Origin of the sequence: Bradyrhizobium sp. Gha (assembly GCF_900113735.1) — a bacterium.
GTDB lineage: Bacteria > Pseudomonadota > Alphaproteobacteria > Rhizobiales > Xanthobacteraceae > Bradyrhizobium.
This window is the reverse complement of the sequence record NZ_FOQM01000021.1, coordinates 36070-61838: the sequence shown is the minus strand read 5'-3', so window position 1 is coordinate 61838 and position 25769 is coordinate 36070. Positions and strand designations below refer to the sequence as shown.

The following is a 25769-nucleotide window of genomic DNA, read 5'->3' as shown; positions in this document are numbered from 1 at the left end:
CCGCGGAGACGTTAACGCCGACGTGCCAACAAAGGGTTTGATCCCCGATCATTTGGCGTTAGCCTCACCAATCGACTCTCGTCCGGACACGGAGCATGGGAACGTTGGTTCTGCTCGATCTGATGGGCGGCGTAGCGCTGCTGCTGTGGGGCCTGCATATGGTCCAAAGCGGCATCCTGCGCGCCTTTGGTCCCGACTTGCGACGCGTGCTTGGCAAAGCACTCGGCAACCGCTTCAGCGCGTTTGCCGCGGGCCTCGGTCTCACCGCGCTGCTCCAGAGCAGCACGGCGACCGCGCTGCTCACCACCTCCTTTGCCGCCGAGGGCCTGCTCAGCCTCGTCGCTGCGCTCGCCATCATGCTGGGCGCCAATGTCGGCACGACGCTGATCGTGCAGGCGCTGTCGTTCAACATCGCAGCCGTTGCGCCCGTGCTGTTCGTGCTCGGCCTCGTCGCCTTCCGCGCCGGCCCTCGCTCGCGCATCAAGGATATCGGCCGCGTCTGCATCGGTCTCGGCCTGATGCTGCTGTCGCTGCACATCCTGCTCGACACGCTGGCGCCGGCGGAGAACGCGCCCGGCGTACGCGTCGTGATGTCGGCCATGACCGGCGACCCCATTCTGTGCATCCTCGTCGCCGCACTCCTGACCTGGGCGGTGCATTCGAGCGTCGCCAGCGTGCTGCTGATCATGTCGCTGGCCTATTCGCAGTTCATCACGCCATCCGCGGCGCTCGCTCTGGTGCTCGGGGCCAATCTCGGCAGCGCCATCAACCCGGTATTCGAAGGCGCAAGGCGCGACGATCCCGCGAGCTATCGCCTGCCGATCGGCAATCTCGTCAACCGCGTGGTCGGCATTGCGCTGGTCTTGCCGTTCCTGGGCACGATCGCGCAGCTCATGCATGCCTGGCAGCCGGATCTCGCCCGGATGACGGCCGCCTTCCACGTCGCCTTCAACGTCGGCACCGCCATCCTCTTCGTCGGGCTGCTCGACGTCATGTCGCGCCTGCTGACCCGGCTCTTGCCCGATCGCGTGGAGGAAACCGACCCGGCCCGGCCGCGCTACCTCGATGACGGCGCGCTGGAGACCCCGTCGCTCGCGCTGGCCGATGCCGCACGCGAGACGCTGCGCATGGGTGACCTCGTGGAGACCATGCTGCGCAAGGTGATGGCCGCGATGATGACCGGCGATCGCTCCCTGGTCGACCAGGTCTCGAAGACCGACAACATCGTCGACAGCCTCGACGAGGCCATCAAGCTCTATCTCACCAAGCTGACCCGCGGCAGTCTCGACGAGAGCGAGGGCCGGCGTGCGATGGAGATCATCTCCTTCGCCATCAATCTCGAGCATATCGGCGACATCGTCGACAAGAATTTGAGCGAGCTCGCCACCAAGAAGATCAAGCGGCGCTTCCAGTTCTCGGCCGAGGGCGCCGAGGAACTGGCCGCTTTCCACAAGCGCACGATGGACTCGTTGCGGATCGCCTTCGGCGTGTTCATGTCCGGCGATGCCAACGAGGCCCGCAAGCTGCTGGTGGAAAAGACCGCGCTGAAGAACACCGAGCTCGCTGCCGTCGAACGTCATCTCGACCGCCTGCGCGAAGGCCGCCCGGAGACGATCGAGACCACCTCGCTGCATCTGGACGTGCTGCGCGATCTCAGGCGTATCCACTCGCATATCTGCTCGGTCGCCTATCCCGTGCTGGATGCGGCAGGCGAGCCCTATCGCCGGACCGAGGCCGAGACGGCCGCCCTGCCCGCCTCAGGCGCGACGGCGCTGCCGCGTTAGCGCGGCGCGAACCAGAACCGCCCCTCCCGACAGCAGCAGCCCCGCTGCGCAAAGCAGCGTCGGAGCGATCCACAGTGTCAGGAACGACAACAGGCGCGCATCTTCGGGGCGCTGCGGATCGTAGGCGATCCTGATTCGCTCACCATCGACATAAGGCTGCGCGGTCGACCCCGAAGGAGACGTGAACGTCATCGCGCGGCCGTCGCGTGTTGCGAACTGAAAGGTCGGGTAGAAAAACGTCCCGCCGTGATTTCCACCACCTCGTGCGATCGCGCCGGCAAAGCGCGCCTCGGTCTGCTCGGCTCCGGCGAGAAATGCGATCGTGCGGCCCAGATCGAGAACGCCGAGCCCGAGCAAGGTCAGGCCGGCCAAAAAAAGCGAGAAGAACAGAACTATCGGAAGCTTGCGCATGTCGATCCGGAGATTTGCATGTCCGTGCGATCTCCGACTCAGCGATCCAGGGTCTTCGACGTCCGGCCGCGGTTCTTGACGATCAGCATGATGTTTCGGACATAGATGATCGTCGCGAGCGCCTGTCCGAGGATGATGATGGGCTCGCGCTTCACGACGCCGTAAACCAGTGTCATCAGGCCGCCGCCCATCGAGCAGAACCAGAACGCCATCGGCACCACGCTGTTGCCGGCGCGCTCGCTCGCGATCCACTGCACCAGGAAACGCGCGGTGAAGAACAATTGCGCGACCAGCCCGAAGGCGAGCCAGAAATCGAACTTGGCGACGAAGACCTCGTAGAAATAATTGTGCAATGCCTGACCGAATTGAATGATCATGCCTTCACCTCAGTCACGTCTGGAGTGGGCTTCTTGCGGCGGATCAGCCACCACACGCCGGCGAGATCCATGATCCCGATCCACAGCCGGTCGAAGAAGCCGTAATTGGACACGCCGGAATGGCGTGGCCGGTCGATCACGTCGACATAGGCAATGTCAAAGCCTTCGCGGCGGACCAGCGCCGGCAGGAAACGATGCAGCCCGTCGAAATAGGGCATCGACAGGAAGACCTCGCGCCGGAACGCCTTCAGTCCGCAGCCGGTGTCGCGCGTGCCGTCCTGCAGGATCGCGTTGCGGACCTTGTTGGCCACCCGCGACTGGAGTTTCTTGAAGCCGGTGTCCTTGCGCCCGACGCGTTGTCCCGCGGCGAGGCCGATATTGGCCCCCTTCTCGACGGCCGCGATCAGGTCCGGCAGGAAGACGGGATTGTTCTGGCCGTCGCCATCGAGCGTCGCCACGATCGCGCCCCGCGCCGCCCGCACGCCGCTGCGAACCGCCGCCGATTGGCCGGCCGATCTGGCATGACGCAACTGCCGCAGATTGTCCCGCTGCGCCATCATCGCTGCGAGCCGCTCGCCGGTCGCATCGGTTGAGCCGTCGTTGACATAGATGATTTCATAGGCCCAGCGGCCATCGAGCACAGCCGTGATCTCCTCGATCAGGGGCACAATGTTGTCGGCTTCATTGCGCACCGGGACGACGATGGAAACCGAGGGCTGGGACGACAAATCGAAAGCTCGTGGTTGGAATTGGCCGGCGTCCTGGGAACCCGCTTCCCGGGAAGCAGCCGCTTTTATGGGGCAGATGCCCCGCGGGCAACCCTTTTGAGCCGACCGGGAAGCGGTCCCGGAAGCGGCACGATGGTGCCGTCGGCGCGGATGGCAAAGGCCAGCCGGCGCGCCGCAAACCAGTAACGGACCGCCATGGCGCCGACCATGCCGACCAGAGCACCGGCCGTGACGTCGCTCGGGTGATGCGCCAGCAGCACCAGGCGGGTCAGCACGATCACGATCGCGTAAGTGAACATCACCACGCGCAGGCGCGGCCAGAGCGCCGCGACGGCAAATGCCAGCGCAAACGCGGTCACCGCATGTCCCGACGGCAGGCTGGAATAAGCCCCCGAGCCATCAAGCGGCATGAAGTTGAAGGGATCGGCCTTGCCGCCGACGAACGGACGTCCGCGGCCGATGAGATATTTCAGGATTTCGGCCACGAACACCGACAGGGCTACAGACAGAAACAGATATTGCAGCCGGGTGCCGAAGCCGAGCAGGAGCGCGCGGCGCGTGCCGTGCGTTCCGGCAGCGACAAGCGCGACGATCACCAGTGCGACGCCCAGCGCCGTGAGCACATTCACATCCTTGCCGAAATCGGTGAGGATCCGGATCGGCCAGAGCGCCGGCGTGCCACGCGCCGGCATCAGCTGGATTTCGGTCCGGTCGAAAGCGAGCATCAGCACGATGACGAGCGTTGCGCCCGCTGCGCCGAGCCACAGCGAATGCCGCGCCAGAGTTCGCGCAGCCGCAGCGCGGCGCGAATGCGAGGGTGAGCGCGCAAGCTGCGCCAGCGCGTGCCCCGCGACCGCAACCAGCTGCGCGGGATAGCTCGCGCGCGGCGCGAGGGTGGTCGAGCCGGCCATCCTATTCGGTGCCTTCGGAGCGGAAAATCGCGATCGAGATCGCGCGTCCCTGCGAGAAATTGTAGCCTTCGATGCGCGCCCCGACCTTGTAACGCAGCCCGATCGCCTCGGCGCGCTGCACGAAGCTGCGCTCCGAGCGCTGCTCGATCAGCGCGAAGCGACAGCTTCCCTGTCTGAGGAAATCGGCAGCGCCCGACCCGTCCGTCAACAGCGTCTGGGTGCCGGTCAGGAACACGAGGCTCGGTTCGGCGTAGCCGGCGGAGGCCGCCCTTGGCCCCACGCAGGTGACGTTGCGCAGCGCGCGTGCGATCTCGATGCTCGGAAACAGCGGCGTCAGCGATGGCAGCACGATGCCGTAGACCGCGACGGCGAGCATCAGCGCCGCGACCAGCGCGTTGAGCAGCGAACGCTCGGCGCGGTTGGTGTCGAACAGCCACCAGGCGAACAGGCCGAAGATCAGCGAAGCCGCGATGAACGGCCAGGCGACGAACGCCGGCTGCCGCGTCAGCATCACCGCGCCGACCACCGCAATGATCGAGCCGCCTGCCGGAATCACGAACCACCAGGCCGAGCCGCGCGCGAGCCACGAGCGCGACAGCACGTTCCGCTCCAGCGCGCCGGCCGTGAGGATCGCAATCGCGGGATAGAGCGGCAGAACGTAATGCGGCAGCTTGGTCAGAACCGCTTCGAACACGATCCAGGACGGGATCAGCCAGGCCAACAGAAATTGCGCGCCGGGCTCGCGTCGCGCCCGCCACACCGCAGGCGCCGCCATCGCCGCGAGCGGCGCACCCGGCCAGAAGGTGATCCAGAACAGCGCCAGATAAAGCCCGGGCGGCGCGCCATGGGATTCCTGCGCACTGAGCTTGCTCAGCATGTCGCCGCCGACGGAATCAGCGAAGAAGGCATCGCCGGCGCGCCAGAAGATCGCGATGAACCAGGGCAGCACCAGCACCAGCATCCACATCAAGCCCCAGACGGGGCGCAAGCGCCACAGCCAGGAGGAATCGCGGTCCTGGATCGCGAGCGCGATGATGGTCAGACCTGCGAACATCAGGATCAGCGGGCCCTTGATCAGGATGCCGGCAGCGAGCGCGGTCCAGAAGATCGCGGGCCAGCTCCAGGGCGGATGCGTCTCGTCCTCGGCGCGCTGCCAGGACAGATAGGCCCGCGCCATGGCGCCCATGGCTGCGGTCACGCAGAACAGCAGCATGGCGTCGGTCTTGGCGAGCCGCGCTTCAACGCCGAGCAGCACGGAGGCGGACATGAGCAGCGCAGCGAGCACCGCCGCGCGCCGCGTCAGGAAGCCGAGCGCCGTCCAATAGGTCATCAGCACCGCGCCGATCGCCCCGATCAGCGAGGGCAGCCGGTAGACCCAGATCCGCAGCTCGGCCTTGGGCAGCTTCAGCGCCGTCGCGACCTCGACGGCCGCGGATTGCAACCAGTAGATGCCGACCGGCTTCTTGTAGCGGACGTCCTCCTGGAAGCGGATGTCGACATAATCGCCGCTCTCGACCATCTGCTTGGTCGCCTGCGCGAAGCGCGCCTCGTCGCGATCGACCGGTGGGATGGTAAAGAAGCCCGGCAGGAACAGCAGCAGTGCGCACAGCACCAGGAAGCCCACAGCGCGGGCGTGGCTGGTGGTGACAAAGTCGAGCATCAGCACGAGCCGGCTGCCCGGATTCACGGGCGTTTTCGGCTCTCGGGGTGCTCCAAAACGGGGCGTTGGATAGGTCTCGGCCATTGGTTCCGCTTACGCTGAAACCGCCATCGCCACAACCGCTTAAGCCGCTCTCATTGAATTCGAATGACGACTGTGTCTGCTGCGCCAACGGCGTCGATCACCGTGAGTCGTGCAAAGCCTGGGCCGGGCGGATCGATCAGCCGCTGGCGCCGCCCGTCGATCTCGCCGAGAGCCGTTCCGTTGAGCATGACCGTCATCGGCAGCACCCCGCCCGCGACCTTGACCGGCATCGCGGCCGCTTCCGCTCCACCTGAACGGTCCACGTCGATCCGGGAGCCGTTGAGCGGGAACTGGATGTGGAGCGCCTGCTCGCCGCCGGTCCGCACCAGCTCTCCGACGGGCCGGAACCGCTTGAGGGGCAACGGCAACTTCGCGTTGTTGGCCACCAGGGTTCCCTTGGGCGGCTTCGGCAGCGGAACCAACGTCTTGCCGGTCCGCGCGAAGGCATCGAACAGGATGGGCGCAGCGGCGACGCGGCCGATCAGGCCGGGAACCGGCGCGCCATCGGGCCGGCCGACCCAGACGCCAATGGTCATGCGGCCGTCGAATCCGACCGACCAGGCGTCGCGATAGCCGTAGGAGGTGCCAGTCTTGAAGGCGATCCTGTTATGGGCGGCATTCTCCGGCGGCGGGGTTCCCAGCAGCACGTTGCCGACCTGCCAGGCCGCCACCTGATCCAGCAGCCGCAGCGGCTCGCGATCGTCCTTGGCTGCGATGATCTCACGCAGCGGCTTGGTGGTGCCGAGCCGGGCGAAACCCGCATAGAGCTGGGCGAGGTCCTGAAGCGTCACGCCGACGCCGCCGAGACCCATCGCCAGCCCCGGTGCCTCATCCTTGGGCAAAACCAGATTGCCGCCGGCTTGCCGTAGCCGCGAGGCCAGCCGGCTCGAGCCGACACGATCGAGCAGCACGATCGCCGGCACGTTCAGCGACAGCTGCAGTGCCTTCCTCACGGGCACCGTACCCTGAAACGTCAGGTCGAAATTCTCCGGCGCGTAGGAGCCGAAGCGCACCGGGCGATCGTCGATCAGACTGTCGGGGTGAACAAAACCGTCCTCGAACGCGAGTCCATAGATGAACGGCTTGAGCGTCGAGCCAGGCGAGCGGATGGCGCGGGTCATGTCGACCTGTCCTGCCCTGATGTCGTCGAAATAGTCGGCCGAGCCGACGCGGGCGAGCACGTCGCCGCTGTCATTGTCGATGACGATGATGCCGACCGAGATGTTCGGCCCCAGTGCAACTGCGCGGTCGCGCGCCAGCGGCTCCAGCACCTTCTGCAGATTGGAATCCAGCGTCAGCTTGATAACAGGGACATCCTTGACCGTTGCCAGCGCGTTGTCGGAGGCATGCGGTGCCAGGATCGGCATCGGCTTGCGCAGCTTCGGCACGGGCACGGCCTTGGCCTGCTTCGCATCGTCGATGCTGACCACATGCTCCTCGACCATGCGATCGAGCACGCGATCGCGCGCGAGGCGCGCGGCTTCGGGATAGCGGTCGAGCCTGCGCGTTTCCGGCGATTGCGGCAGCGCGACCAAAAGCGCTGCCTCCGCCAGCGACAGCCGCTTCGGCTCCTTGCCGAGATAGGCGATCGAGGCGGCGCGGATGCCTTCGAGATTGCCGCCATAGGGCGCAAGCGCCAGGTAGAGGTTGAGGATCTCGTGCTTGTCGAGCGTCCGCTCCAGCTCGATCGCGCGCACGATCTGGTGCAGTTTTGCGTAGAGCGAACGCTGCCGCCGCGGCTCCATCAGCCGGGCGAGTTGCATCGAGATGGTCGAGCCGCCGGACACGATGTGCCCACGCGTTCCGAGCTGCAACGCGGCGCGCCCCAGCGCCATCGGATCGATGCCGTCATGGGCGTAGAAGCGCTGGTCCTCATAGGCGAACAGCAGCTTGAGATAGGTCGGATCGACGTTGGCTTCGGCGTCGACCGGCAACCGCCAGCGCCCGTCGGCCATCGCATAGGCGCGCAGCAGCTTGCCGTTGCGGTCGACGATTGTGGTCGAGACGCGGCGCGCCTCGTCGAGTGGCAATGGGCCGAGTGAATAGACCCAGCCGACGAAACCGATGATGGCGAGGATGAAGGTGAACGCGAGGGCGGAGAGGAGACGCATGCTCGCGCCCCCTCCTCCGCTGCCGTCGTTCCGGGATGGTCCGAAGGACCACACCCGGAACCTCGAGATTCCGGGTTCGGCTCTGCGAGCCGCCCCGGAATGACGAGAGCTATTATCGCCGTCGTTCATCTCACCGCTCACTTCGCCGCCCGCACCTCGACAATGCCTGTACCGGTGCGACCATAGCGCGAGGGGTTGTACATGTCCTCGACATAGGCCTGCGGCAACACGTATTTGCCGGGTGAAACCACGCGCACGACATAGGCGACGGTGAACACCGCCTTTGAATCCGAGGCGCGATCCACGGCCGCCGTGAAGCGGTCGTCACGGAACTCGGTATCCTCGGGCTCCGCGCCGTCCTCTATCCAGTCCAGCGTGCCGCTGTCGCCCGACGAGACCAGTTTGGGGTTGTCGATCTCCAGACCCGCCGGCAGATAATCGGACACCATGATGTGGCCGTACTCGGGCTTCGCCTCCGTAATCTTCAACACCACGGCAAAGCGATCGTTCTGCTTGACCTTGCTGATATCGGCGGGCTTGCCGTCGAGCGTGAAGTAGTTCCGCTCGATCTTGAAGCCGTTGGACGCGGCCGGCTCCGGCGTCACCGGCGAGCCCGACACCGAGACCACCGCCTGAACAGGCGCATCGCCGGTGTTGGTGATCTTGAGCGGCTTGCCGTTCAGGGTGTCCGCCTTGTAACTGCGATAGAGCGCGGTCTTGATCGGCTGGCCATCGACCTCGATCGAGAGGTTCTCCTTGGCCAGCGCCCGGGCCGCGAGCACCAGCCACGCATTCTCCTGCGTGGAGGTGTAGGGCGTCAGCCCGCGCGCGGTCTCGACCCGTGCGACGGCCTGCGTCAGCGTCGCCTTCGGTGCGTTGCCTTCGCTCGCGAGCGAGACCAGAGCAGCGGCGTCGCGGAGCTGCGAGCCGTAGTCGCTGCGGCCGAACTCCAGCACCGGCTTGGGCGCAAGCGAGTCCAGTGCCGCGCCATAGACCCGCTCAGCGCGGTTGCGGTCGCCGACCAGAGCGAGCGCCGCTGCAAGCTGAGACTTGGCGATCGGCGTCGCCAGGTTGTTCAGCTTGGTATCCGCGAGATAGCGGAGATCGCCGATCGGTGCCGCGCCGTTGCGCGCCAGCACGTAGAGGCCATAAGCGAGATCGCGCCCGCCGTCCTTCTCTGGCTCATTGCCGTTGACGACGGAATTGCGGATACGATCCAGCGCGTTCTTGAACAGGACATCGGGCACCACAAAGCCCTTTTCGCGGGCGCGGGAGAGGAAGTCAGTCACGTAGGCATCGAGCCAGGCATCGTCACCGCCCGCCGACCACAGGCCGAACGAGCCATTGGAGCCCTGACGGGCCAAAAGCCGTTCGATGGCATCGCGGATGCGCTGATCGACCTCGGTGTCCATCGCAAGATGCGCCCCGGCCGCGAGGTCGTTGACATAGAGCAGCGGCATGGCGCGGCTCGTGATCTGTTCCGAGCAGCCATAGGGATAACGATCGAGCGCCTTCAGGATCGTCGCCGCATCGAGCGCGGTGGACAGGCTGGCGGAGACCGAGACGCTGCCGGTGCCCGGCACGAGGTCGGAGAACATGTCCGATGTCAGCGTCAGGCTCTCGCCCTTCGCCAACGTGCGGATCGAGCGCCGCGCCAACACCTGCGTCGCCGCCTTGACGTCGAAGGCATAGTGCCTTGCGAGCGCAAGTCCGTTCGGTCCCTTGATGTCGACGTCGAGCGTCGCCTGCCCCGCCGCGGTCGCATCGAGCGCCAGCGAGAACGCGTTGCGCTGCTTGGCGGCGAGCTTGACCGTGGTGGCGGGATTGCCCGACATCTTCACCGGGCCGCCGGTCTTGACGTTGATGACGTAGTCGCCGGCTTGCCCCTCGACATTGTCGATCTCGAGATTGACCGTGCCGTGGTCGCCATTGAGCAGGAAGCGCGGCAGCGTGGTGGTCAGCACGACGGGGTCGCGGATCACGACGTCGGTGTTGGCGCGGCCGAGCTTCGTGGCGGTCCATGCCACCGCCATGACGCGCGCGGTGCCGGCGAACTCCGGAATGTCGAAGCTGACTTCCGCAGTGCCGTCAGCCCCCACCGTGACGATGCCGGAATAGAGCGCGAGCGGCTTCTGCGCGGGCGGCGAGCCTTGAAGCTCGGCCGCGCCGGCGTCGCCGCCGGATTTGATCTGGCCGCGCGTACCGGACATGCCGTCGATCAGCTGCCCATAGAGATCGCGGATCTCCGCGCTGAGCTGACGCTGGCCGAGATAATAATCATCCGGCGCCGGCGGCTTGTAATTGGTGAGGTTGAGGATGCCCACATCGACCGCGGCGACGACGATCTTGGCGTCCTCGCCCGGATTGAGCCCGTCGAGCTTGACCGGGATCTTCAACGTGGAATTCGGCCGGATCAGATCGGGCGGCGTCAGCTTGACCTGAAGCGTGCGGGCCTGCTTGTCGATTCCGAACCACTTCAACCCGATCGCACGGCCCGGCATCCGCTGCGCGGCCGCATCGAGCGGACGGCGCAGCGTCGCCACCACATAGGCGCCAGTGCCCCAGTCCCTGCCGACCGGCAGTCTCACCTGCGCCGTGCCTTCCTTGACGTCGATCGTCTGCGTCGTCAGCAGCCGGTCGCCGACCACGTTGACGGTGAGCTTGCCGGCGGCGCGGACATTGACCGACACCGTCATGGTGTCGCCTGAGGAATATTGCGGCTTGTCGATCGAGGTTTCCAGCAGGTCCGGCGTGTCGGCGCTGCCGTCGGAATACCAGCCGACGTCGAACTGCACCGAGGTCACCGGGCCGTCGGCATCGTTCGACTTCACATCGAGCCGGTAGCGGCCGGGGCGCGGCGCCAGCGAGATGCGGGACGGCTTGTCCGCAGCGATGGTGACATCACCGTCGGCGACGCGCGAGGTCGACTTGACCGGCTCGTACTCCCAGTAATTGTTCTGGCGATACCACTGATAGCGCGACTCCATCTTCAGGAGTTCGTAGCGCAGACCGTCGCGGGCAATCGTCTTGCCCTCGGGCGAGACGAACACGACGTCGAACTCGGCCTTGTCGCCTTCCGCGACGTTCTTGTCGCCGAAGAGCGGCTTGACGCCGATCAGCGCGGTCGCGGGCGCGACCGGCAGCACCAGCTTGCGCTCGACGGCGCGGCCGCCGGTTTCGACCATGCGGATGAAGATCTGCGCCTCCTGGGGACGGGTCGAGGCCGGCTGCTTCTCCAGCGTCACCGGGAAGGTCGCAACGCCATTGGCGTCGGCTCCGGGAAGGTTCTCCAGCGGCGTGCGCTCGTTCGAGGTGGTCTGCTCGTCATCGACGCCGAACTGGTAGCCGGCAAAGCCCGGCCGCTCGGCGGCCGGAGCAATCAGCATGTCGCCTTCGAGGCTGAGGCCGGATGCAGGCGCGCCATAGAGGAAATGGCCATCCGCCTTCAGCTCCACAGGCGCGTTGGCTTTGATCAGCTTGTCCTTGGCCGACAAGTCGAATTCGATTCTGTCGGGGACATAGTCTTCGACCATGAACGTGGTCTCGCCGACCGAAGAGCCCCTGGGATCGGTGAAGGCGCGCACCCGCCATGTTCCGGTCGGAACAGCCGAGTTGAGCGGCACCGCAAGCGTACGGCCGCCGGCGCCCTGGTCAGCCAGCATTGCACGGCGGAATTCGACGCCGTCAGGACGCTCGATCACGAGGGTCAGCGGCCCGCCATTGACGGCGTTGCCCTGTCCGTCACGCAGGAGTGCCGTGAGATAGACCGTCTCGTTGGAGCGATACACGCCGCGCTCGGCGTAGACGAAGGCGTCTGCGCGCGCAGGCACCGCGCGCCCGGCAACGCCGCGGTCGGACAGATCGAAGGCCGAGGTCTTGAGGCTGAGAAAGGCGTAATCGGCTTTCTCGCCGGTCACCGTCAGCATCGCCGGCGATAGACCGCCCTCACCGCGCGCCAGGCCCGCCTCGAACAGCACATGGCCAGCGTCGTCGGTCTTGCGGGTCGCCAGGATCTCGTTGTTGCGGGCGACGAGCCGGACCTCGGCTTTGCCGACCGGCTCGGTCGAGGCCAGCGAATTGACGAAGACATGGATGCCGTCATTGCCGGAATAAGCCGATACGCCGAGATCGGAGACGATGAACCATTGGGTGGCGAGCTGGTAGTCATCGTCCGAGCCCGGCCCCTTGGCCGCTGCCGTCATCACGTAAACGCCGGGCTGAAGCTCACCGAGCGCCTCGTCGACGGGAAATGCAGTGATGACGTCCTGGTTCAGGTTCATCGCGGTCGCGAGCTCGCCGGACCACACTTTCACGCCGCGCTCGTCGCCGAGGTCCGAGAGCTGATACTTCGACAGCGTCTTCTGGAAGTCGCTGTCGACCACGTTGTTGATGAGATTGCGATCGCCAATCCGGAACACACTGATGTTCACAGCGGGCGTATTCACGCTGACCACGGGAATGCCGCGCTGGCCGGTCCGCGGCAGCACATAGGCCCGGCTGGTGAAACGCACGAACGGCTTGCGGTCGCGCACATAGATGTTGAACTCGGCCGATTTCGGCAGGCCTTCCTTTACGGTCGACGGCAACCCGGCGCGCAGATTGATGTTGTAGCGCTCGCCGTGCTTCAGCCCGTCGACGCAGAGCTGCTTGCCCTCGGCCGAGAGCGCCGGCTTGTCCTGGCCTGCAAGCGCGAGAAATGGCGCGAAGTCGGTGCGCTTGGCGAGCTCCTCCGAGAATTGGAAGCAGGCGCGCGGGCTCGCCGAATCTGAATCCACGGTGTAGTCGAGCAGCCGGAAACCGTGCTCGTCGCGCATCTTCTCGTATTGGCCGCGGACGTCGGCGACCTCGCGCATGTCGAGCGACAGCCGCAGCGCGTCCAGCGCCGGGCGCCAGAGCTTGCGCTCCGAGAGCGACTTGCCGAGTACGGCGAGTGCGTCCGCCTCCTCGCCGGGATTGCCGGCGCGCTGGTAGGCGATGTAGGCGGCGGTCGAGGCGCGTTCGAGCAGGAAGGTCTGCTCGCTCGAGCTCTTCGGCGTGATCTGGAAGATGGCCTTTGCGAGCCGCAGCCAGTTGCCCGCATCATCAGGCGTCGTGGCGGCGATCTGGCCGAGGACGGCCAGCCCGGTGCGGAAGTCATTGCGCCTGAAGGCAGAATCCGCGTCGGTGCGCAGGCTCGTTCCGGACTTGGCGACCGGTCCGGCCTCGCTCTTGATCTGCGCCTCCAACTTGACCGCGGAATCGGCGAGATCATCGCGCTTGAACGCCTTGTCTGCGGCTTGTGCTGCGCTCAGGCCAAACGCCAGCGTGGCGCAGAGAGCAACGGCGCGAACCAGACCAATCATGAATGGACTCCCGGAAATCGCGGACGAGCGCCGCGGCGGCGATAATGTGTGCGGAAAGGTGACGGACTCGTGGCGATGGAACCACAAGGTGCAAAACGTCGCATTCGTCATGGCAAGCCACGCCCAGAGGAGACCAATCGCGCTATCGCCGCGCACGCCGTCCTGGGGCGCAGCAATATCGGACCGGTCGACCGGCGGCCGTGTCCCGGAAGCTCCTCAGCGTTGCCGGCGACGTGATCCATCGTCCGGTCCGCTGCCGCTCAACCCGGCACCCTGACACTCCACCGTTCCGGTTTGTCGCGGCTCGGAGGAAAACGGTTCGCTTCAGACTTGGCGAACGGCCAGATTTTTCTTATTGGCATGTGGTATGAACGATCAGCCTCCCAAACGGGGGTGGCGCAGGACGGTCCCGTAGCTCAACTGGATAGAGCATCAGATTTCTACTCTGAGGGTTGCAGGTTCGATTCCTGCCGGGATCGCCACCATCAAAATTTTCTTTTTCCTTTTCAATGCCTTGGCTTCCCGTTAGTCACCGTTTTCAAAACGGTTAGTCACTGCCTGTTCGTGCTTTGGCCTGAATGGCCGCGACCTTTGCCATTGCCGATACCGCCTGTTCGTCCTGTTCGATCTCCTGAATGTACTTCTGCAACTCCGCGATGCTGCCGTGCCCACCGAGCGCCTGCAGTTCAGCGACAGTGCCACCGGACTTGTAAAGCGTGTACAGCGCGGCTTTGCGCAAGCCGTGAGCCCTGAAGTTGCGAACCCGTTGATCGTCGCACAAGACAGGCTTCAGGCCTGCAGCGTTGCACCAGTCTGCGAATTTGTTGCCGAACGCAGCGGCCGATGCGAAGGGCCTGCCATAGTCGTTTGTCAGGAAGGCCAGCGCATCGCTCTTATCGTCACCCTTTAGGCGCTCGGGCATTGCGTCCAGTGCTTCTTGCAGGCTCGGCAGGATCGGGATCGTCAATGTCTTGCCGGTGGAGCGAAGGGTTTTGGAAGGCCGCCATGTTAGCATCGTAAGTTGACGGTCGGGATCATACGAAGAGTGCTGCCGACCGATCTTGTGCGCATCTTCGCGGCGCGCGGCGATGTTTAACATCAGTTCAAGCGCCAATCGCGCCGTGGTGCCGAGCGCGTGCCGCTCGCGATACTGCTCGATCTGCGGCGGCTTCCACGTCATATGACCGCTGCTCTTGATGCCGCGCAATGGCCTGATGCCTACAGTCGGATCAACCGAGCACGCACCCTCCCCGATGGCGAACACGATAAAATGGCGCAAAGTCTTGATCGCGTTCTTCTGAGCGTTCGGCGTCTTGCCTTCTAGAAAGTCGTTGATGTTCTTGCGCTGGATCGTCGCCAGTCGATTGTCGCCATAACGCCGACCGCTAGGCGTCCGGTGCTCGCGGAAATGATCGAGGATTGGCCTGCGGAAATTCTGCGAGGCCTTTGCCAAACCTTTCGTGAACACATCGTTCTTCAGGTACTTCGCAACAATTGCATCGATGGTGCCAGCGTTGGCCCGCGACGCGCCGATCTCGGCAACCGGCATCGGCCCGCCAGTTTGATCGAGCAGCGCGTGATAATGGTCCATGAATTCGGGCGATCCGGGACGGCCCTTGATCGTCTTTTTCTTATGACCCTTACGGCGAAACTGGTGACGCAGTTTGCCACGCGAATCGTAGAAGCTATTGACGAAGTCCAGCTTGATCTCAGCCATTTGCCCCTAGTCCCATTCCTTGGCGTCCGCAGCGTCCTCATCAGGACCGCCTTTCGAGCCGCCATTCCGAATATCGTATTCAATCGAGCCATCCAGTTTGGCAATGATACGGACACCCAAGCCGAGCTTCGCCGCATGCTTGAGGATGGCGGGGGTGGAATTGAGCCGAGGCGGCTTCCTTGCGGAGGCCCGCGATGCAGTCTTGCGCTTGGGCTGCTCCAACCCGATGAAATCAAGCGCCGACCAATACCTATCAACATGCGCCAACGGAGGTATCGACCATTGATCTACGTACTGATCGTTCATTTTGCCCATCTCTCTCGGGGCCTATTTAGCGATGGCTTTTTCGATCCACCAGAGCGAGGCCTACGATTCCGGCAACGCCTGCAATAGACCTGATCGGTCCGCACTGCATCGAACACGTCCCCGCAAACTAGGCAAATTTTTTTTGCCCGCAGAGCTGCGGTGCGCTGCGAAATCAAACCGTTATGATGGTGCTGCGCGCACTTGCGGCAACAAAATACCTGCCGAGAAATATTTTGAGCGTCGAACGCCACACCGCAATGGCGGCACATTTTACCAGCGCGCGCCTGCCGTCTCTGTTCCGATATCAGCTTCCAGTAGGCGGCCAGACAGCAGGCGTGACTACAAAAGACTTGCCGCACATCATGATCGAGCGGCAGAGCCCGCCCACAATGCGGGCAGCGGTCGCGCAGATCACAACTGGTCAATGAGGTCCCACATCGAGCGGGGCCGCAGCCGCGCAGCTATTCTTCCACAACGATCGCTGCAGTATTTCTTGCGCCTCGATGGCAGCGGCGAACCGCACATCCAGCAATAGTCGTCACGCAAAAATCCACCCTGACAATATTCCTGCTGTCCCTCAATCCACATTGGACGGCGCGCGCCTATCCGATGCAGAGCGGCATGAATCACAGCGGCGGCTTGCTGGTCGGCGTGGGTCCAAGGCCAACCCTGCAAACACAGCTTCGACCGCAGCTTATATCGCCGGGGCGCCTCCTCGGCGAACGGCGTTGGTTGGGCTTCGCGCATGAACGGCGCCAGCGTTGCGACCATCTCTAGGAATTGACGCTCGCCCATTCTCCAAACGACACGCGACTTTTGCTTTGCGACGTGCCGGGGTTCTCGATAACCCCACTGCGTTCGCCTTGCCGCTGGGTGCGGCCAACGTGATCGCATTAACACGGCGAGCCTCCGTCACTCGGCGGCTTGTTTTGGTGCACCGGACTGTTCGGACTGCATGTTCATCGGAGACAAGAACTCGTCGCCAGCTGGATCGCTGCGCCGGTTGATCTTTTCCCACGCGCGGATTTCGTTGGCCGATGCGCCGCCGATCTCGCGCATGATTCGATAAGACTGCCAGCGCGTCAGCATGTCGCCGCGCAATAGATCATCCTGATCGATCTCGACCAGATGGGTGCGTTGGCCCTCTTCCGACAACAGATCGCGCATGATGACCTGTTCGAGTCGCACGATCCACGGCGTCAGGCAATGCGTGGCAAACATGCGATTCAACTCGACAACGTTCGCGTAGCTTCCGTTCGAGATGTCAGCCAGCAACGGCAGCGGCACGCGATAGATTCGCGCAATGGTCTCGGTGCCGAAACGCCGCGACGCCAACAGTTCGGCATCCTCGGGACTGACGCTGATCGACTGCCATTTCAGGCCCTCTTCGAGAACCGCCACTTTGCCAGCCTTGCCGGGACCGGCATACTCGTCGGTGAATGAATCCCGGATGTGATTGTGAGCGCCTGTGCTGATTCGATCTGGATGAGAGAGCACGCCGGACAGGCGCACGCCATTTTTGAACGTGCTGGCGGCATGCCACTCGGTCGCTATCGTCGTGCCAAGGGCCTCGCGGGTCCGCTGCAAGCGACTCTTGCCGATAATCCCGTCATCGGACCGGTCGCGCAGATGCAGCACCTCCTCGGACAATAACCGCCGACGACGACCGTCGAGATCGGAAATGTCATAGACGACTTGGCGCGTTTTCGGGATTCGCCACACGCTGACCTGATCAGGATGGTACGGAATCAACCCAATCGGCGCGCCACGACGGTCGCGCTCGATCTCGGCATACGCATTGCCGCGCAGCAAGCAATGGCCGAGCAGCATCTCGAAAAATTCCGATGCGGTCTGGATGGTGTTGGGTTGCTGAAACAGTCTGGCGACGGGGTGTTGGTTGTCTGCAAGCTTCACCCCGTCACCAGCACGCCGGTACACGTGCAAGGGCAAGCACGCGACCGTTTCCGAAATACATTGGATGCAGGCATAGACGGCAGACAGATTCTCGGCATAGTAGGGACTGACAATGGCCCTCGACTGCGTCTCAGTCAGCCCGCGCATCAAATCCCATGACGTTGGCACCGCGTTGCGCCGTTCCGTTCTCGATCCAAAAATGCGCGTCAGCAGGTTCATCGGACGATGTCCAAGAAACGTCGGCGAGCCGCCACAAGCGGAAACGAGCGTGGACGTGCCCGGGCCTGCACGACGGTTTGGCTGTAGGCGGGATGTGCGGAAACGACGCTGATCTCGCGCAGATCGACACTGTTGAGAATGCGATGATCGCCATCCCAGCGTTCATCGCTGGCGATGAATCCGAACGACATGCCGCCCGCATCATTGCGCTGAACCAGTTCGAGAATGTCCCGGCCATAAGTCGTGTCGGGCACGTCGAGATCAAACGCCAGCCCACGGTTATCTTCACTGAGACGCAGCGTGGAGGATTTGGTTCGCGCCAGCACGCGACCGGCATCATGATCGACCAGCGCCAGCACATCGGCACCAGAGGCGAGCGTCTTCCGGAAGGCGCCGGGCGATATCGTCTCAGTGAAATCGTTGATGCGCGCCTCCGTGCCGAACGTCGCTGCATAGCCTGATAGCCGCCGACCGTTGGCGCGCAGTTCGAGGGATGCGGCGCGGCGTTCGATGGTCATGTCGTTAAGACGTCTTTGGTCGCTGCGAAACTTTTCACCTGACGAACGGCGACATCGCATGTCGCCATCGCGCGAACTTGCACGTTGCCCTTGGTGTAAGCGGTGCTCTCGTAAGGGTTGACGAGCACGTCAAATGCGCTCCAGTAGCCAATCAGCAGGTCGCGCCAATTTCCAAAGACCAGCGCGCTGCAAACCGTACCGCTACCGCCCTTCACCAGATTTGATGGAATGAGGTTTGTCTGCACCAACGGAAAACCGGCGAGTTGAACGGCACCGGGATTTTCGAGGATAAAATTCGATGATGTGTCGGCGGTGGATTTCAGGACACTGGTGCACTTGCCGACGACCTTCGTGTTCGTCACAAATCCAAGACTGCCGGTCAAAGCATTCGCGCCAGCAACAGCCGACACGAGCGCGCAGATGTTCGCCCATGTTGGCGCAAGGCCAGCAGCGCCGCCCGGCACGTCACCAATGCCACTTGTCGAGAGAACACCGACCGGTTCATTCGAGCCGCCGCCGATTAGCGCGCCCTTGTCGATCGCCCTCGCGAGCAGCGCAGCGAAATCATCACGGATGATGGTTTCGACATCGGGAGTTGATTGCTGCAGCATGTTGCGGCTGACTTCGACGAGCGCGCCGACGTGCTTTGGACTCAATGACACCTGATCGAGTTGAACATCAGATGCGGTGAGGCCCGAGTTTTCAGCGACCCATTCACCCGTCGCCGATGCCTTCAGCCGTGGAATCGAAACGTTGCCGACGAGATTCGAGAGCACGCGTGCGCCGAGCCGCGCTGTCGCCAGAGCATCGCGCAAAATGTCGATAAATTGTCCGGCGAGCAGATCGGTGGCGATAATGTTGGAGCCGGGACCGGCAGCAGGCGCCGCAGTGGTGACAACGCGCCGTTCGAAGATTTGCGTCGGCGCCAGCATCCCTTCTGGCGTCATGCCGAACCGACGCTGTAGCTCTTGGCTGATCTCGATTTCTCGACCAGCATCGACAGCCATGCCGGACTGATGGGCAATCGCGCGGATCAGCGAATATTCGCGAGCCCGCTCCTCGAAGCTGCCATCACCCCGACCATGATGCAGGATCGCTGGTGCCGCGCGCGTGGCTTCCTGAAGATCGACGGCGCGGGCGATCTGCCTATCGAGGCCCGCAATCTCGCTCTTCAGCTCTTTGTGGCGCTTGTCCTCGGCGTCGGAATAATCCCGCGTCTCAGTTTCGACCTTGTCATTGATCGATTGCATTTCGGAGACGGCGTGAGCACGCCTCTCCTGCAGCTCATGGAGCTTGGCCATTCTGGCCTCCATCTGTCCGGGCGTCCCCGGCACTGGGCTAAGGGCCGTCATCACGACGGGCCTATGGACATACTAACCCATTGGGCTAACTGAGGAAACAAAACTCGGCGACGAGGCTTCTTCGACCGTTGCTTTAGTATTCCCGCTGAGAATACTAAAGCCACGTCCACGGAAGGCGCTATTCAATCGTCAGGATACCGCGCTCCTCATAGACCGACCGGCGCTTGGGTGGGGTCCGGCTGGCACTTCCCATCGCCATCAGGAGGCTGACAGCGCCGTCGATATGTCCAACAGCTCTTCGTTTGCTGGGCTTGCGGTTGCCTGCCGGGTCCATCTCGATTGCGATGTTCGAAATCTGCCAACGCAGGATCGGATGGCCGCCGTGGTGGATTCGCCTGTCGAGGACGGCCGCCTCCAGCAGCTGCACGGGCTGAGCCATGGAGACGAACCCTTGACCGAATTCCTCCATCGGCAGCTCGATGCCTTCCTCGGCGCACTGGGCGTTGAAAGTCTTGATGAAGGCCCGGTCATAGGCGACGGCAACAAGCTGGTACTCGGCGTTAATCTCGGCGAGCCGCCGAATGATGGCCTTGAAGTTGATCGCTTTGCCGGGCGTCGTTTCCAGCAGTCCGGCATCGCGCCAGCGGCGATAGTGGCCGCCTTCCTTGCGATCTCGATCTAGCAACCCTTCGTCCGGCAACCAAAAGAACGGCAACACAGCGCCGTTGTGCGGCCAGTAGAGAACCAGCGCGCTCATGTCCGTTGTCTGCGAGAGGTCGAGACCCGCATGGCAGGGCCTGCCGACCAGCTCCGCCATGTCGAGGGGAGCAGCACACGCCATCCAATCGGCGTCAGAGATAAACTGTACGTTGGCATCGATGCGCTTATTCAGCCGCAGATTCTCGAACTTCGCGCGGAAGCTCGGCAGCCGCTTGGCCTGTGCGGCTTGCGAGCGGAATTCATTCAGGTCGAGGAATTTGCCGAGTGCCTCGTTACACGCGAACCATGTTTCTTCGTCAAAGATATCGGCATCGTCCGGCGCGACGGCCAACTGCAGATAGACGGAGGGATCGACGCCGAGTTTGGCATCGTCGATCATCTGGCTGAGCGGGTGCTGATCGTTCGCGGCTTGAGTCGAGATGATGACGCCGAGCGCCTGCGACCTCTTGCCCATGGCGGTGCGCAGGTTGTCGAGCAAATCCGCGTTCGGCGCTTGCGCGAATTCGTCGAACACCCAGAACGACGGCGCGAGACCATGGGCCCGCTTGTCGTCGGCGGACAGCGATTCATAAACGCTTCCGGCGCCGTCGCCGGACAGCACCTCGATGACCTTGCCATAGCGCTGCAGATTACAACGGTGCTCGAAGTCCGGCACAGCCTCGATGATCGCCTTCATCTCCGCGAAGATCAGCGCGGCTTGCAGCTTGTTATAAGCCGCAGAATAGATTTCGCCGCGCGGCTCGCACTCAGGGCCGAGCAAGTGACACAAGGCTAGGCCTGCGAGCAGTCCGGTTTTGCCGTTGCCACGCGGCTCCCTCTTGATCGCTATCCTGATCTTGCGCCGACCGTCCTTGGACACGCGGCCATAAACGTCCTCCACGAATTTGCGCTGGCCCGGCAACAGCCGCATTTTCTTGCCCGCGCGGATTCCCTTGGTGATCGGCAGGCTTTCGAGAAACGCGATGACCCGAGCGACCGGCGTTCGCTTGCGTTTCCAACTGGCATGAACGCCCTTTTTCGTTGCTTTGACGGTGCTTCGTTTTCTGGCCCCTGCACCTCTGAGGCCCACAGCTCAGTCCAACAACTTCGGAAAAATTAATTCAGGTTTGGGCTCCGGGGCCGCTCCGTTCGATCTTGACCGTAGCTCCTGAACCCCCACTCCCCTCGTTGTCCAAGGCTGGCGTGGCGCACCATCAATGTCGCAGCCCTGATGCTTGCGCGGTATCCATGTTCGGCCAGCGCGCTCAGCATTGGTCTTCTCTGAGTGGCAAGACCGGCACAGACTCTGCAAGTTAGCAGGATCGCGCTTTGCGCCGCCTTGAGTGATTGGCACGATATGGTCAACCTCGGTCGCAGGCTCAATGTCTGAACAGCTCTCGCATAGTGGCTGCCGAGCGAGTTGGCGCTTGCGAATCTGCAGCCAGTTCCCAGACGAATAGAACCCGCTCACTGCAGGATGCTCAGTTGCTCGGCGTCGCTGGTGAGATGGGCAGCCAGACCGATGAAGTCGCTGCGTTCGAGGCGCAACCACACCTCTGGAAGTGCGTCATTCCAAGTACGGACGCGCAACAAAATGTAATGGTCGGTTTTCGTCAGATAGGTTTTGGCGTCGCGGAGATCGCACACCGAGATTAAATCATCCCTCATGATGCTGCGACCCTCCGCACGCTCGCGGTCAACGCGATCTTGGTTTGGGGAGAATTAGGGGCGAGAGGCGAATAATCTGTCACCATCCGCATCGCAGGCTTGATCACAACACTGCCGGTCATCACGGTGGCGACGTCGGTCGCGTCCAGCACTTTCATCTCGTGGTAGTAGACCCCCGGGGGAAAGTCGGTGTCGGTGGCATCCAGCACGAACTCGACGCCATAGGATTGCAGCTCCATGCCCTGCCCCAGCTCCTTGCGCACCAGCACCTCCTCCTCGGGCGAAAAGGACGTCCGCGCCATCCGCCACTTGATGGCGGCATCGAGGCTAGGCTCGAAAGGCGTTCCGTCCGCTCTGGTGATGGAAACCGAAACGGCGGCGGTGTCGCCACGGTAGACCTTGATGATCTGACTGGTGGTGGTCATTCTTGGAATTCCCCTTCCATCCAATCGGCGAGCCGCCGCGAGACGGCCTCCAAAAAAAAGCCCGGCGCGACCGGCGGCCGGGACCGAGCTGAGAAGAAACTGAGAACTGTACAAAACTGGCCGTCGTGCCAATTCCCTGCCGAAAAACCGTGCCAAAACCTGTGCCATCGACGTGCCAAACCACGCCCTAAGCGCTTGAAAATTCGGCTGAACGCGCTTGTACAGTTCGTGCCAAATCCGTGCCAAAACGAGCCCGATAACAGGTCAATTTTGCGCACTGGCAAAACGTCAAAACCCCTATAAAAATAGGGGTTTTCGCAAACCGTGGAACCACGCCCAACTTACGGGGTTAGAGGCGTCTCGCCACTGATTTTACTGGGTTTTTTGCCGTTCAGTTCTCTATGTGTGCCAATATCCGTGCCAGAACCGTTCTTAAGTCTCTGCGCTTCCGCTAGTTTTTTCCCTCTGGCGCAAGCGGAATTTGCGCGCCGATCGGCAGAGGTGTTTAGGCCTAATCGCTTGATATACTTGAAAACTCCGCCGTGAGAGACGGTGTGCAGTTCCCGCGCGATTTGGGCGGCGTCTTTGCCCTGTGCGAGCATGCGGCGGATGTCCGCGTCGTACTGATCGATACGCTCGCCCCTGCCCCTGTAGCCACCCCTGTGGCCGTTGAGTTCGGTCTTCAGCCCGAGCTTCTTAATCCGTCTGTTGATTCCGCTGGCAGAGACAGCCGGTAGCTCTTTGGTAATTTCCCGGCCGCCCTTTTTACCCCCCGCGACCAGACGCTGGATGTCAGCATCGTATTGATCGACGAACTGGCCGTGGCTGCGGTTTTTGGTCTTCAGGCCCCGCTTCTTCAGAAATAACGCAATGGCGCTGAACGAAACGCCCAATACCTTCGCCATCTGCCTGAGGGTTTTCCCCTGCTCGACCATCGCGAGGATGCGGGCTTCATCCTTACCAAGCTTGTAGTCTGGCATCTTCCGTAGTGCTGGCGACGCGCCGCTCTTGCGCAGCCAGTGTGTCACCCGACCGGGCCGCATCCCGGTCGCTTTTGCGAGTTCGGTGACTCCCAACTCCGGATGATTGACGTGTAGCTCCAAGAGTTCTCGCTTCTGGACCTCCAACACGGTGGTCCCTTGCCTCCCGCGCTTGTGCGTGATCTCAGCCTCCCGCATCCACATCCCGACGGTGTTATGATCGACACCCAGTTTAGCGGCAATGACGGATTTGGGGCGACCCTGCGCGAACATCTCCTTTGCACGCTCGATCTGCCACAACCGAGCTTGCTCGACCACCGACTTGCCATTGCCGACCGCGAGCACAGCGGTATCGCGGTTCGGTGCCAGCTCGATAGTCGGCCCTGAGATCAACAACGGTACCGGGTCAGCGCCGTCTTCGCCGATCAGGGCAGCTTCGAGCGGTGACGCGGCTTTCGGTCGCGGCGGTGCCCATTTCACGTTGATACCTTCTTTTTGCCAGCGTATGCCGAACACGTAGCCAAGCCCATCAATCATGCCTTCTGGCGTACGCAGGTCGAGGTTGAGCCTCGGCTCGCGGCGCGCTAGCGCTTCGACCTCGCGGCGCAAAACGTCATAGAATTGCGCGTCGTGCTCGTAGTTCTCTTGGAACGTTTTGTAGGTCGCCCAGCCGCCAAGACGCTTCAGATCACCTTGGCGCATCCCCAGAGTTTCCAGCATGTTGGCCGCCACGTGGCGGAGGACGTAAAAGCTATGCTTGCGGCTGCCATCAGGCATGGTGAAGCCAGCTTTATCGCAAATCGCAGGCCAATGGGTTTGGACAATCGCGTTCGTGGTGAAAGTCCCTCCCTTCGACAACGACAAGCGCCCCGGGACCAGCACTGGATTGTGGCCCTCGACCGGATACCCTCGCGACTTCAGCCGCTCCTTGTGCACTTCGATCACTTCGACCGTGATCGGCGATAGCGGCATCCAACGCTTACCGCTTGGGCCGGTTTTGGTATCGTCAACCAGCCCCTCGTGGCGGCGCACGACACGGGAAATACGAAGCCTGCGGGCGGGCAGTTCGACCTGATCCCAGCACAATCCGCAAATCTCTTCATCACGCCACGGAGTGAACAACGCGAGAAAGACCATGACCGCACGGGAGGAAAAGGTAATGTCAACCCGGTCCCTCGCATCGCGCGTCAACACGGCGCGGACCAAGGCTGAAATCTCTTCCAATGTGAGCAGCGGGCGCTCTTTTTTGCGCTTCTGCGGCACCTTCAGCCCGAACGCCTTGACCGGATTAAGCTCAATTAACCCAGCGTCGAGTGCCTCATCGCACGCCAAACTGATAACGCTCTTGTAGCCAGAAAGCGTCCCCTGGGCGGCGTCACGTTCGCTGCGCTCCTCAAGAAGCCAGTCCTTCATCGGCTTCAGGCGAGTCGCCATTAGCTCCGCGAACGTCAATTTGCCAAACCGCTTGCGAAGCATACGCACGGTGCTCTCGACGCCACGTTTCGAAGCCTCTAACAGACCTTCCCGTTTGTTGCGCGCATCCATCAGATCGAGGGCGTCGCCGAAGGTCGGCGAACGCTTGCTAGCGCGAAACTCACCCTTGGATTTCTTCGCAGCGTTTTCCTCTAGCGCGGCGTCTGCCTCCGCCTCGGTCTCGAATATTACTCGGCCCCCGCCAGTAGAGCGGCAGTCGATACGATATCGACGATCGGGCAACAGGTATTTTTTGCCAGAATGAATCGGCCGACCATCGGCGGTCTTGCGGATGGGTTTGGGTTTGCGCTTAGCCATGGTTGTGCCCTTTCGTCCCCATGAATATAGGTGCGGGGGCGCGCGCGGGGGCGCTACGCGGCCTGCCGGTGAGTTTTTCGGGATAGGGGGCTACGGGCATGCCGGGGGGGGAACGGGCTTGCCTGCGAGGCTCTCTGCGGGCTGGAGTGTCATTGGCGGGTGTCGGCGTGGAGGCCTGAAGCGCGTTAGTCACTCGCGCGAGAAGTCCTTGAACGGCGCGAAGCGCTTGAAGTGCTGTTAGTCGCCCTAAGTCATTGGCGAATAATGCCTCTGGCCTTTCTGCCGGGATCGCCACTCACGTTTTCACCTCCGACGGGCTTGCCTGAGTCCGCAACAGCAGTGCTTGACGAAACTCTACTTATTCCCGAACAACTGTTCGATGACCGTCATAACCGTTCTGAGCCGCTAGGAATCGATAATTTGCGAGCTACTTACAATGCCGCTTTGATCGCGGCATGCCTCGCCAAACGCACCATTCAGCCCGCACGCTGACGGCCGCCCACTGAAGATCACCTTCGGCGAATGCGTGAGATGGGGCTGCGCGGCATCCTGGTCTATTGCCACTGCAGCCATCATGTTGTTCTAGACGCTGATCCCTGGTTCGACGACATGCGGCTGTCAGACCTCGAGCCGCGGTTCGTCTGCCAGGGCTGTGGTAGCCGCGGTGCCGATGTCCGGCCCGACTTCGAGGGAGGCAATCAAAAGGCTCGCCCGAGTAAACCCCGCGAGCCGCGGCGGTCGTCGCCAATGGATTAAGTTGGTGCAAGAGGCGGACAGCAGCGGCACCCGATTTTGAGACGAGAACGGCCGTATCGCATGCGCG

The 25769-nt window shown here is 62.8% G+C and carries 19 protein-coding genes and 1 tRNA gene; 3 read left to right on the top strand and 17 right to left on the bottom strand.

Features of this window, described 5'->3' with window-relative positions; translation table 11 throughout:
• Positions 1-95 precede the first annotated feature (95 nt).
• Complete coding sequence (locus BM222_RS23655) at positions 96-1784, top strand: Na/Pi cotransporter family protein (protein ID WP_092232892.1); 1689 nt, start codon at positions 96-98, stop codon at positions 1782-1784.
• On the opposite strand, the gene BM222_RS23650 is transcribed toward BM222_RS23655, so the two are convergent.
• From BM222_RS23650 to BM222_RS23620, 7 genes are all read right to left on the bottom strand, one after another.
• Positions 1758-2195 (bottom strand): DUF3592 domain-containing protein, encoded by a 438-nt coding sequence (locus BM222_RS23650; RefSeq protein ID WP_092232889.1) that lies wholly within the window; start codon positions 2193-2195, stop codon positions 1758-1760. The genes BM222_RS23655 and BM222_RS23650 overlap by 27 nt on opposite strands.
• A gap of 38 nt (positions 2196-2233) precedes the next feature.
• Positions 2234-2572: a lipid-A-disaccharide synthase N-terminal domain-containing protein gene (locus BM222_RS23645; protein WP_092232886.1), complete on the bottom strand. Its 339-nt coding sequence runs from the start codon at positions 2570-2572 to the stop codon at positions 2234-2236.
• Complete coding sequence (locus tag BM222_RS23640; RefSeq protein WP_092232883.1) at positions 2569-3300, bottom strand: glycosyltransferase family 2 protein; 732 nt, start codon at positions 3298-3300, stop codon at positions 2569-2571. Before BM222_RS23640 ends, BM222_RS23645 begins: the two co-directional genes overlap by 4 nt.
• Positions 3301-3365: 65 nt before the next feature.
• A complete protein-coding gene (locus tag BM222_RS23635; RefSeq protein WP_092232881.1) occupies positions 3366-4211 on the bottom strand; it encodes a phosphatase PAP2 family protein in 846 nt (281 codons plus the stop codon).
• A gap of 1 nt (position 4212) precedes the next feature.
• The gene (locus tag BM222_RS23630) at positions 4213-5955 is read right to left on the bottom strand and encodes an ArnT family glycosyltransferase (protein WP_092232877.1); all 1743 of its coding nucleotides are present in this window, start codon (positions 5953-5955) and stop codon (positions 4213-4215) included.
• Between the two features lie 50 nt (positions 5956-6005).
• On the bottom strand, positions 6006-8066 hold the full coding sequence (pbpC, locus tag BM222_RS23625; RefSeq protein ID WP_177243413.1) for a penicillin-binding protein 1C: 2061 nt from the start codon (positions 8064-8066) through the stop codon (positions 6006-6008).
• A 137-nt stretch (positions 8067-8203) separates the two neighbouring features.
• Positions 8204-13408 carry an alpha-2-macroglobulin family protein gene (locus BM222_RS23620; protein WP_092232870.1) on the bottom strand — a complete coding sequence of 1735 codons (5205 nt, stop codon included), beginning with the start codon at positions 13406-13408 and terminating at the stop codon, positions 8204-8206.
• 405 nt (positions 13409-13813) lie between these two features.
• Between BM222_RS23620 and BM222_RS23615 the strand changes: the two genes are divergently transcribed.
• A tRNA-Arg gene (locus tag BM222_RS23615) sits at positions 13814-13890 on the top strand.
• A gap of 65 nt (positions 13891-13955) precedes the next feature.
• On the opposite strand, the gene BM222_RS23610 is transcribed toward BM222_RS23615, so the two are convergent.
• Positions 13956-15125: a tyrosine-type recombinase/integrase gene (locus BM222_RS23610; RefSeq protein WP_092232867.1), complete on the bottom strand. Its 1170-nt coding sequence runs from the start codon at positions 15123-15125 to the stop codon at positions 13956-13958.
• 6 nt (positions 15126-15131) lie between these two features.
• On the bottom strand, positions 15132-15431 hold the full coding sequence (locus BM222_RS23605) for a hypothetical protein (RefSeq protein ID WP_143106023.1): 300 nt from the start codon (positions 15429-15431) through the stop codon (positions 15132-15134).
• Positions 15432-15613: 182 nt separating this feature from the next.
• Between BM222_RS23605 and BM222_RS40180 the strand changes: the two genes are divergently transcribed.
• Entirely contained in the window at positions 15614-15859 is a 246-nt protein-coding gene (locus BM222_RS40180) for a hypothetical protein (protein WP_143106022.1), read from the top strand.
• Between the two features lie 484 nt (positions 15860-16343).
• Here the strand turns inward: BM222_RS40180 and BM222_RS23595 are convergent, their stop codons facing one another.
• The 8 genes from BM222_RS23595 to BM222_RS23565 all read right to left on the bottom strand — a co-directional run bounded on the left by BM222_RS23595 (position 16344) and on the right by BM222_RS23565 (position 24946).
• Positions 16344-17564 (bottom strand): phage portal protein, encoded by a 1221-nt coding sequence (locus BM222_RS23595; protein ID WP_092232856.1) that lies wholly within the window; start codon positions 17562-17564, stop codon positions 16344-16346.
• A complete protein-coding gene (locus tag BM222_RS23590) occupies positions 17561-18082 on the bottom strand; it encodes an HK97 family phage prohead protease (RefSeq protein WP_092232854.1) in 522 nt (173 codons plus the stop codon). The genes BM222_RS23595 and BM222_RS23590 overlap by 4 nt, the downstream gene beginning before the upstream one ends.
• Positions 18079-19383 (bottom strand): phage major capsid protein, encoded by a 1305-nt coding sequence (locus tag BM222_RS23585; protein WP_177243412.1) that lies wholly within the window; start codon positions 19381-19383, stop codon positions 18079-18081. The genes BM222_RS23590 and BM222_RS23585 overlap by 4 nt, the downstream gene beginning before the upstream one ends.
• A 178-nt stretch (positions 19384-19561) precedes the next feature.
• Positions 19562-21172 (bottom strand): terminase large subunit, encoded by a 1611-nt coding sequence (locus BM222_RS23580; RefSeq protein ID WP_092232847.1) that lies wholly within the window; start codon positions 21170-21172, stop codon positions 19562-19564.
• Between the two features lie 3 nt (positions 21173-21175).
• Positions 21176-21553, bottom strand: a complete 378-nt coding sequence (locus tag BM222_RS43065; RefSeq protein WP_210188512.1) for an HNH endonuclease — start codon at positions 21551-21553, stop codon at positions 21176-21178.
• Positions 21550-21750 (bottom strand): hypothetical protein, encoded by a 201-nt coding sequence (locus BM222_RS41245; protein ID WP_177243401.1) that lies wholly within the window; start codon positions 21748-21750, stop codon positions 21550-21552. Before BM222_RS41245 ends, BM222_RS43065 begins: the two co-directional genes overlap by 4 nt.
• Complete coding sequence (locus BM222_RS23570) at positions 21747-22175, bottom strand: hypothetical protein (RefSeq protein ID WP_092232842.1); 429 nt, start codon at positions 22173-22175, stop codon at positions 21747-21749. Before BM222_RS23570 ends, BM222_RS41245 begins: the two co-directional genes overlap by 4 nt.
• A gap of 341 nt (positions 22176-22516) precedes the next feature.
• Positions 22517-24946 (bottom strand): tyrosine-type recombinase/integrase, encoded by a 2430-nt coding sequence (locus BM222_RS23565; protein ID WP_092232839.1) that lies wholly within the window; start codon positions 24944-24946, stop codon positions 22517-22519.
• Between the last annotated feature and the right edge of the window lie 823 nt (positions 24947-25769).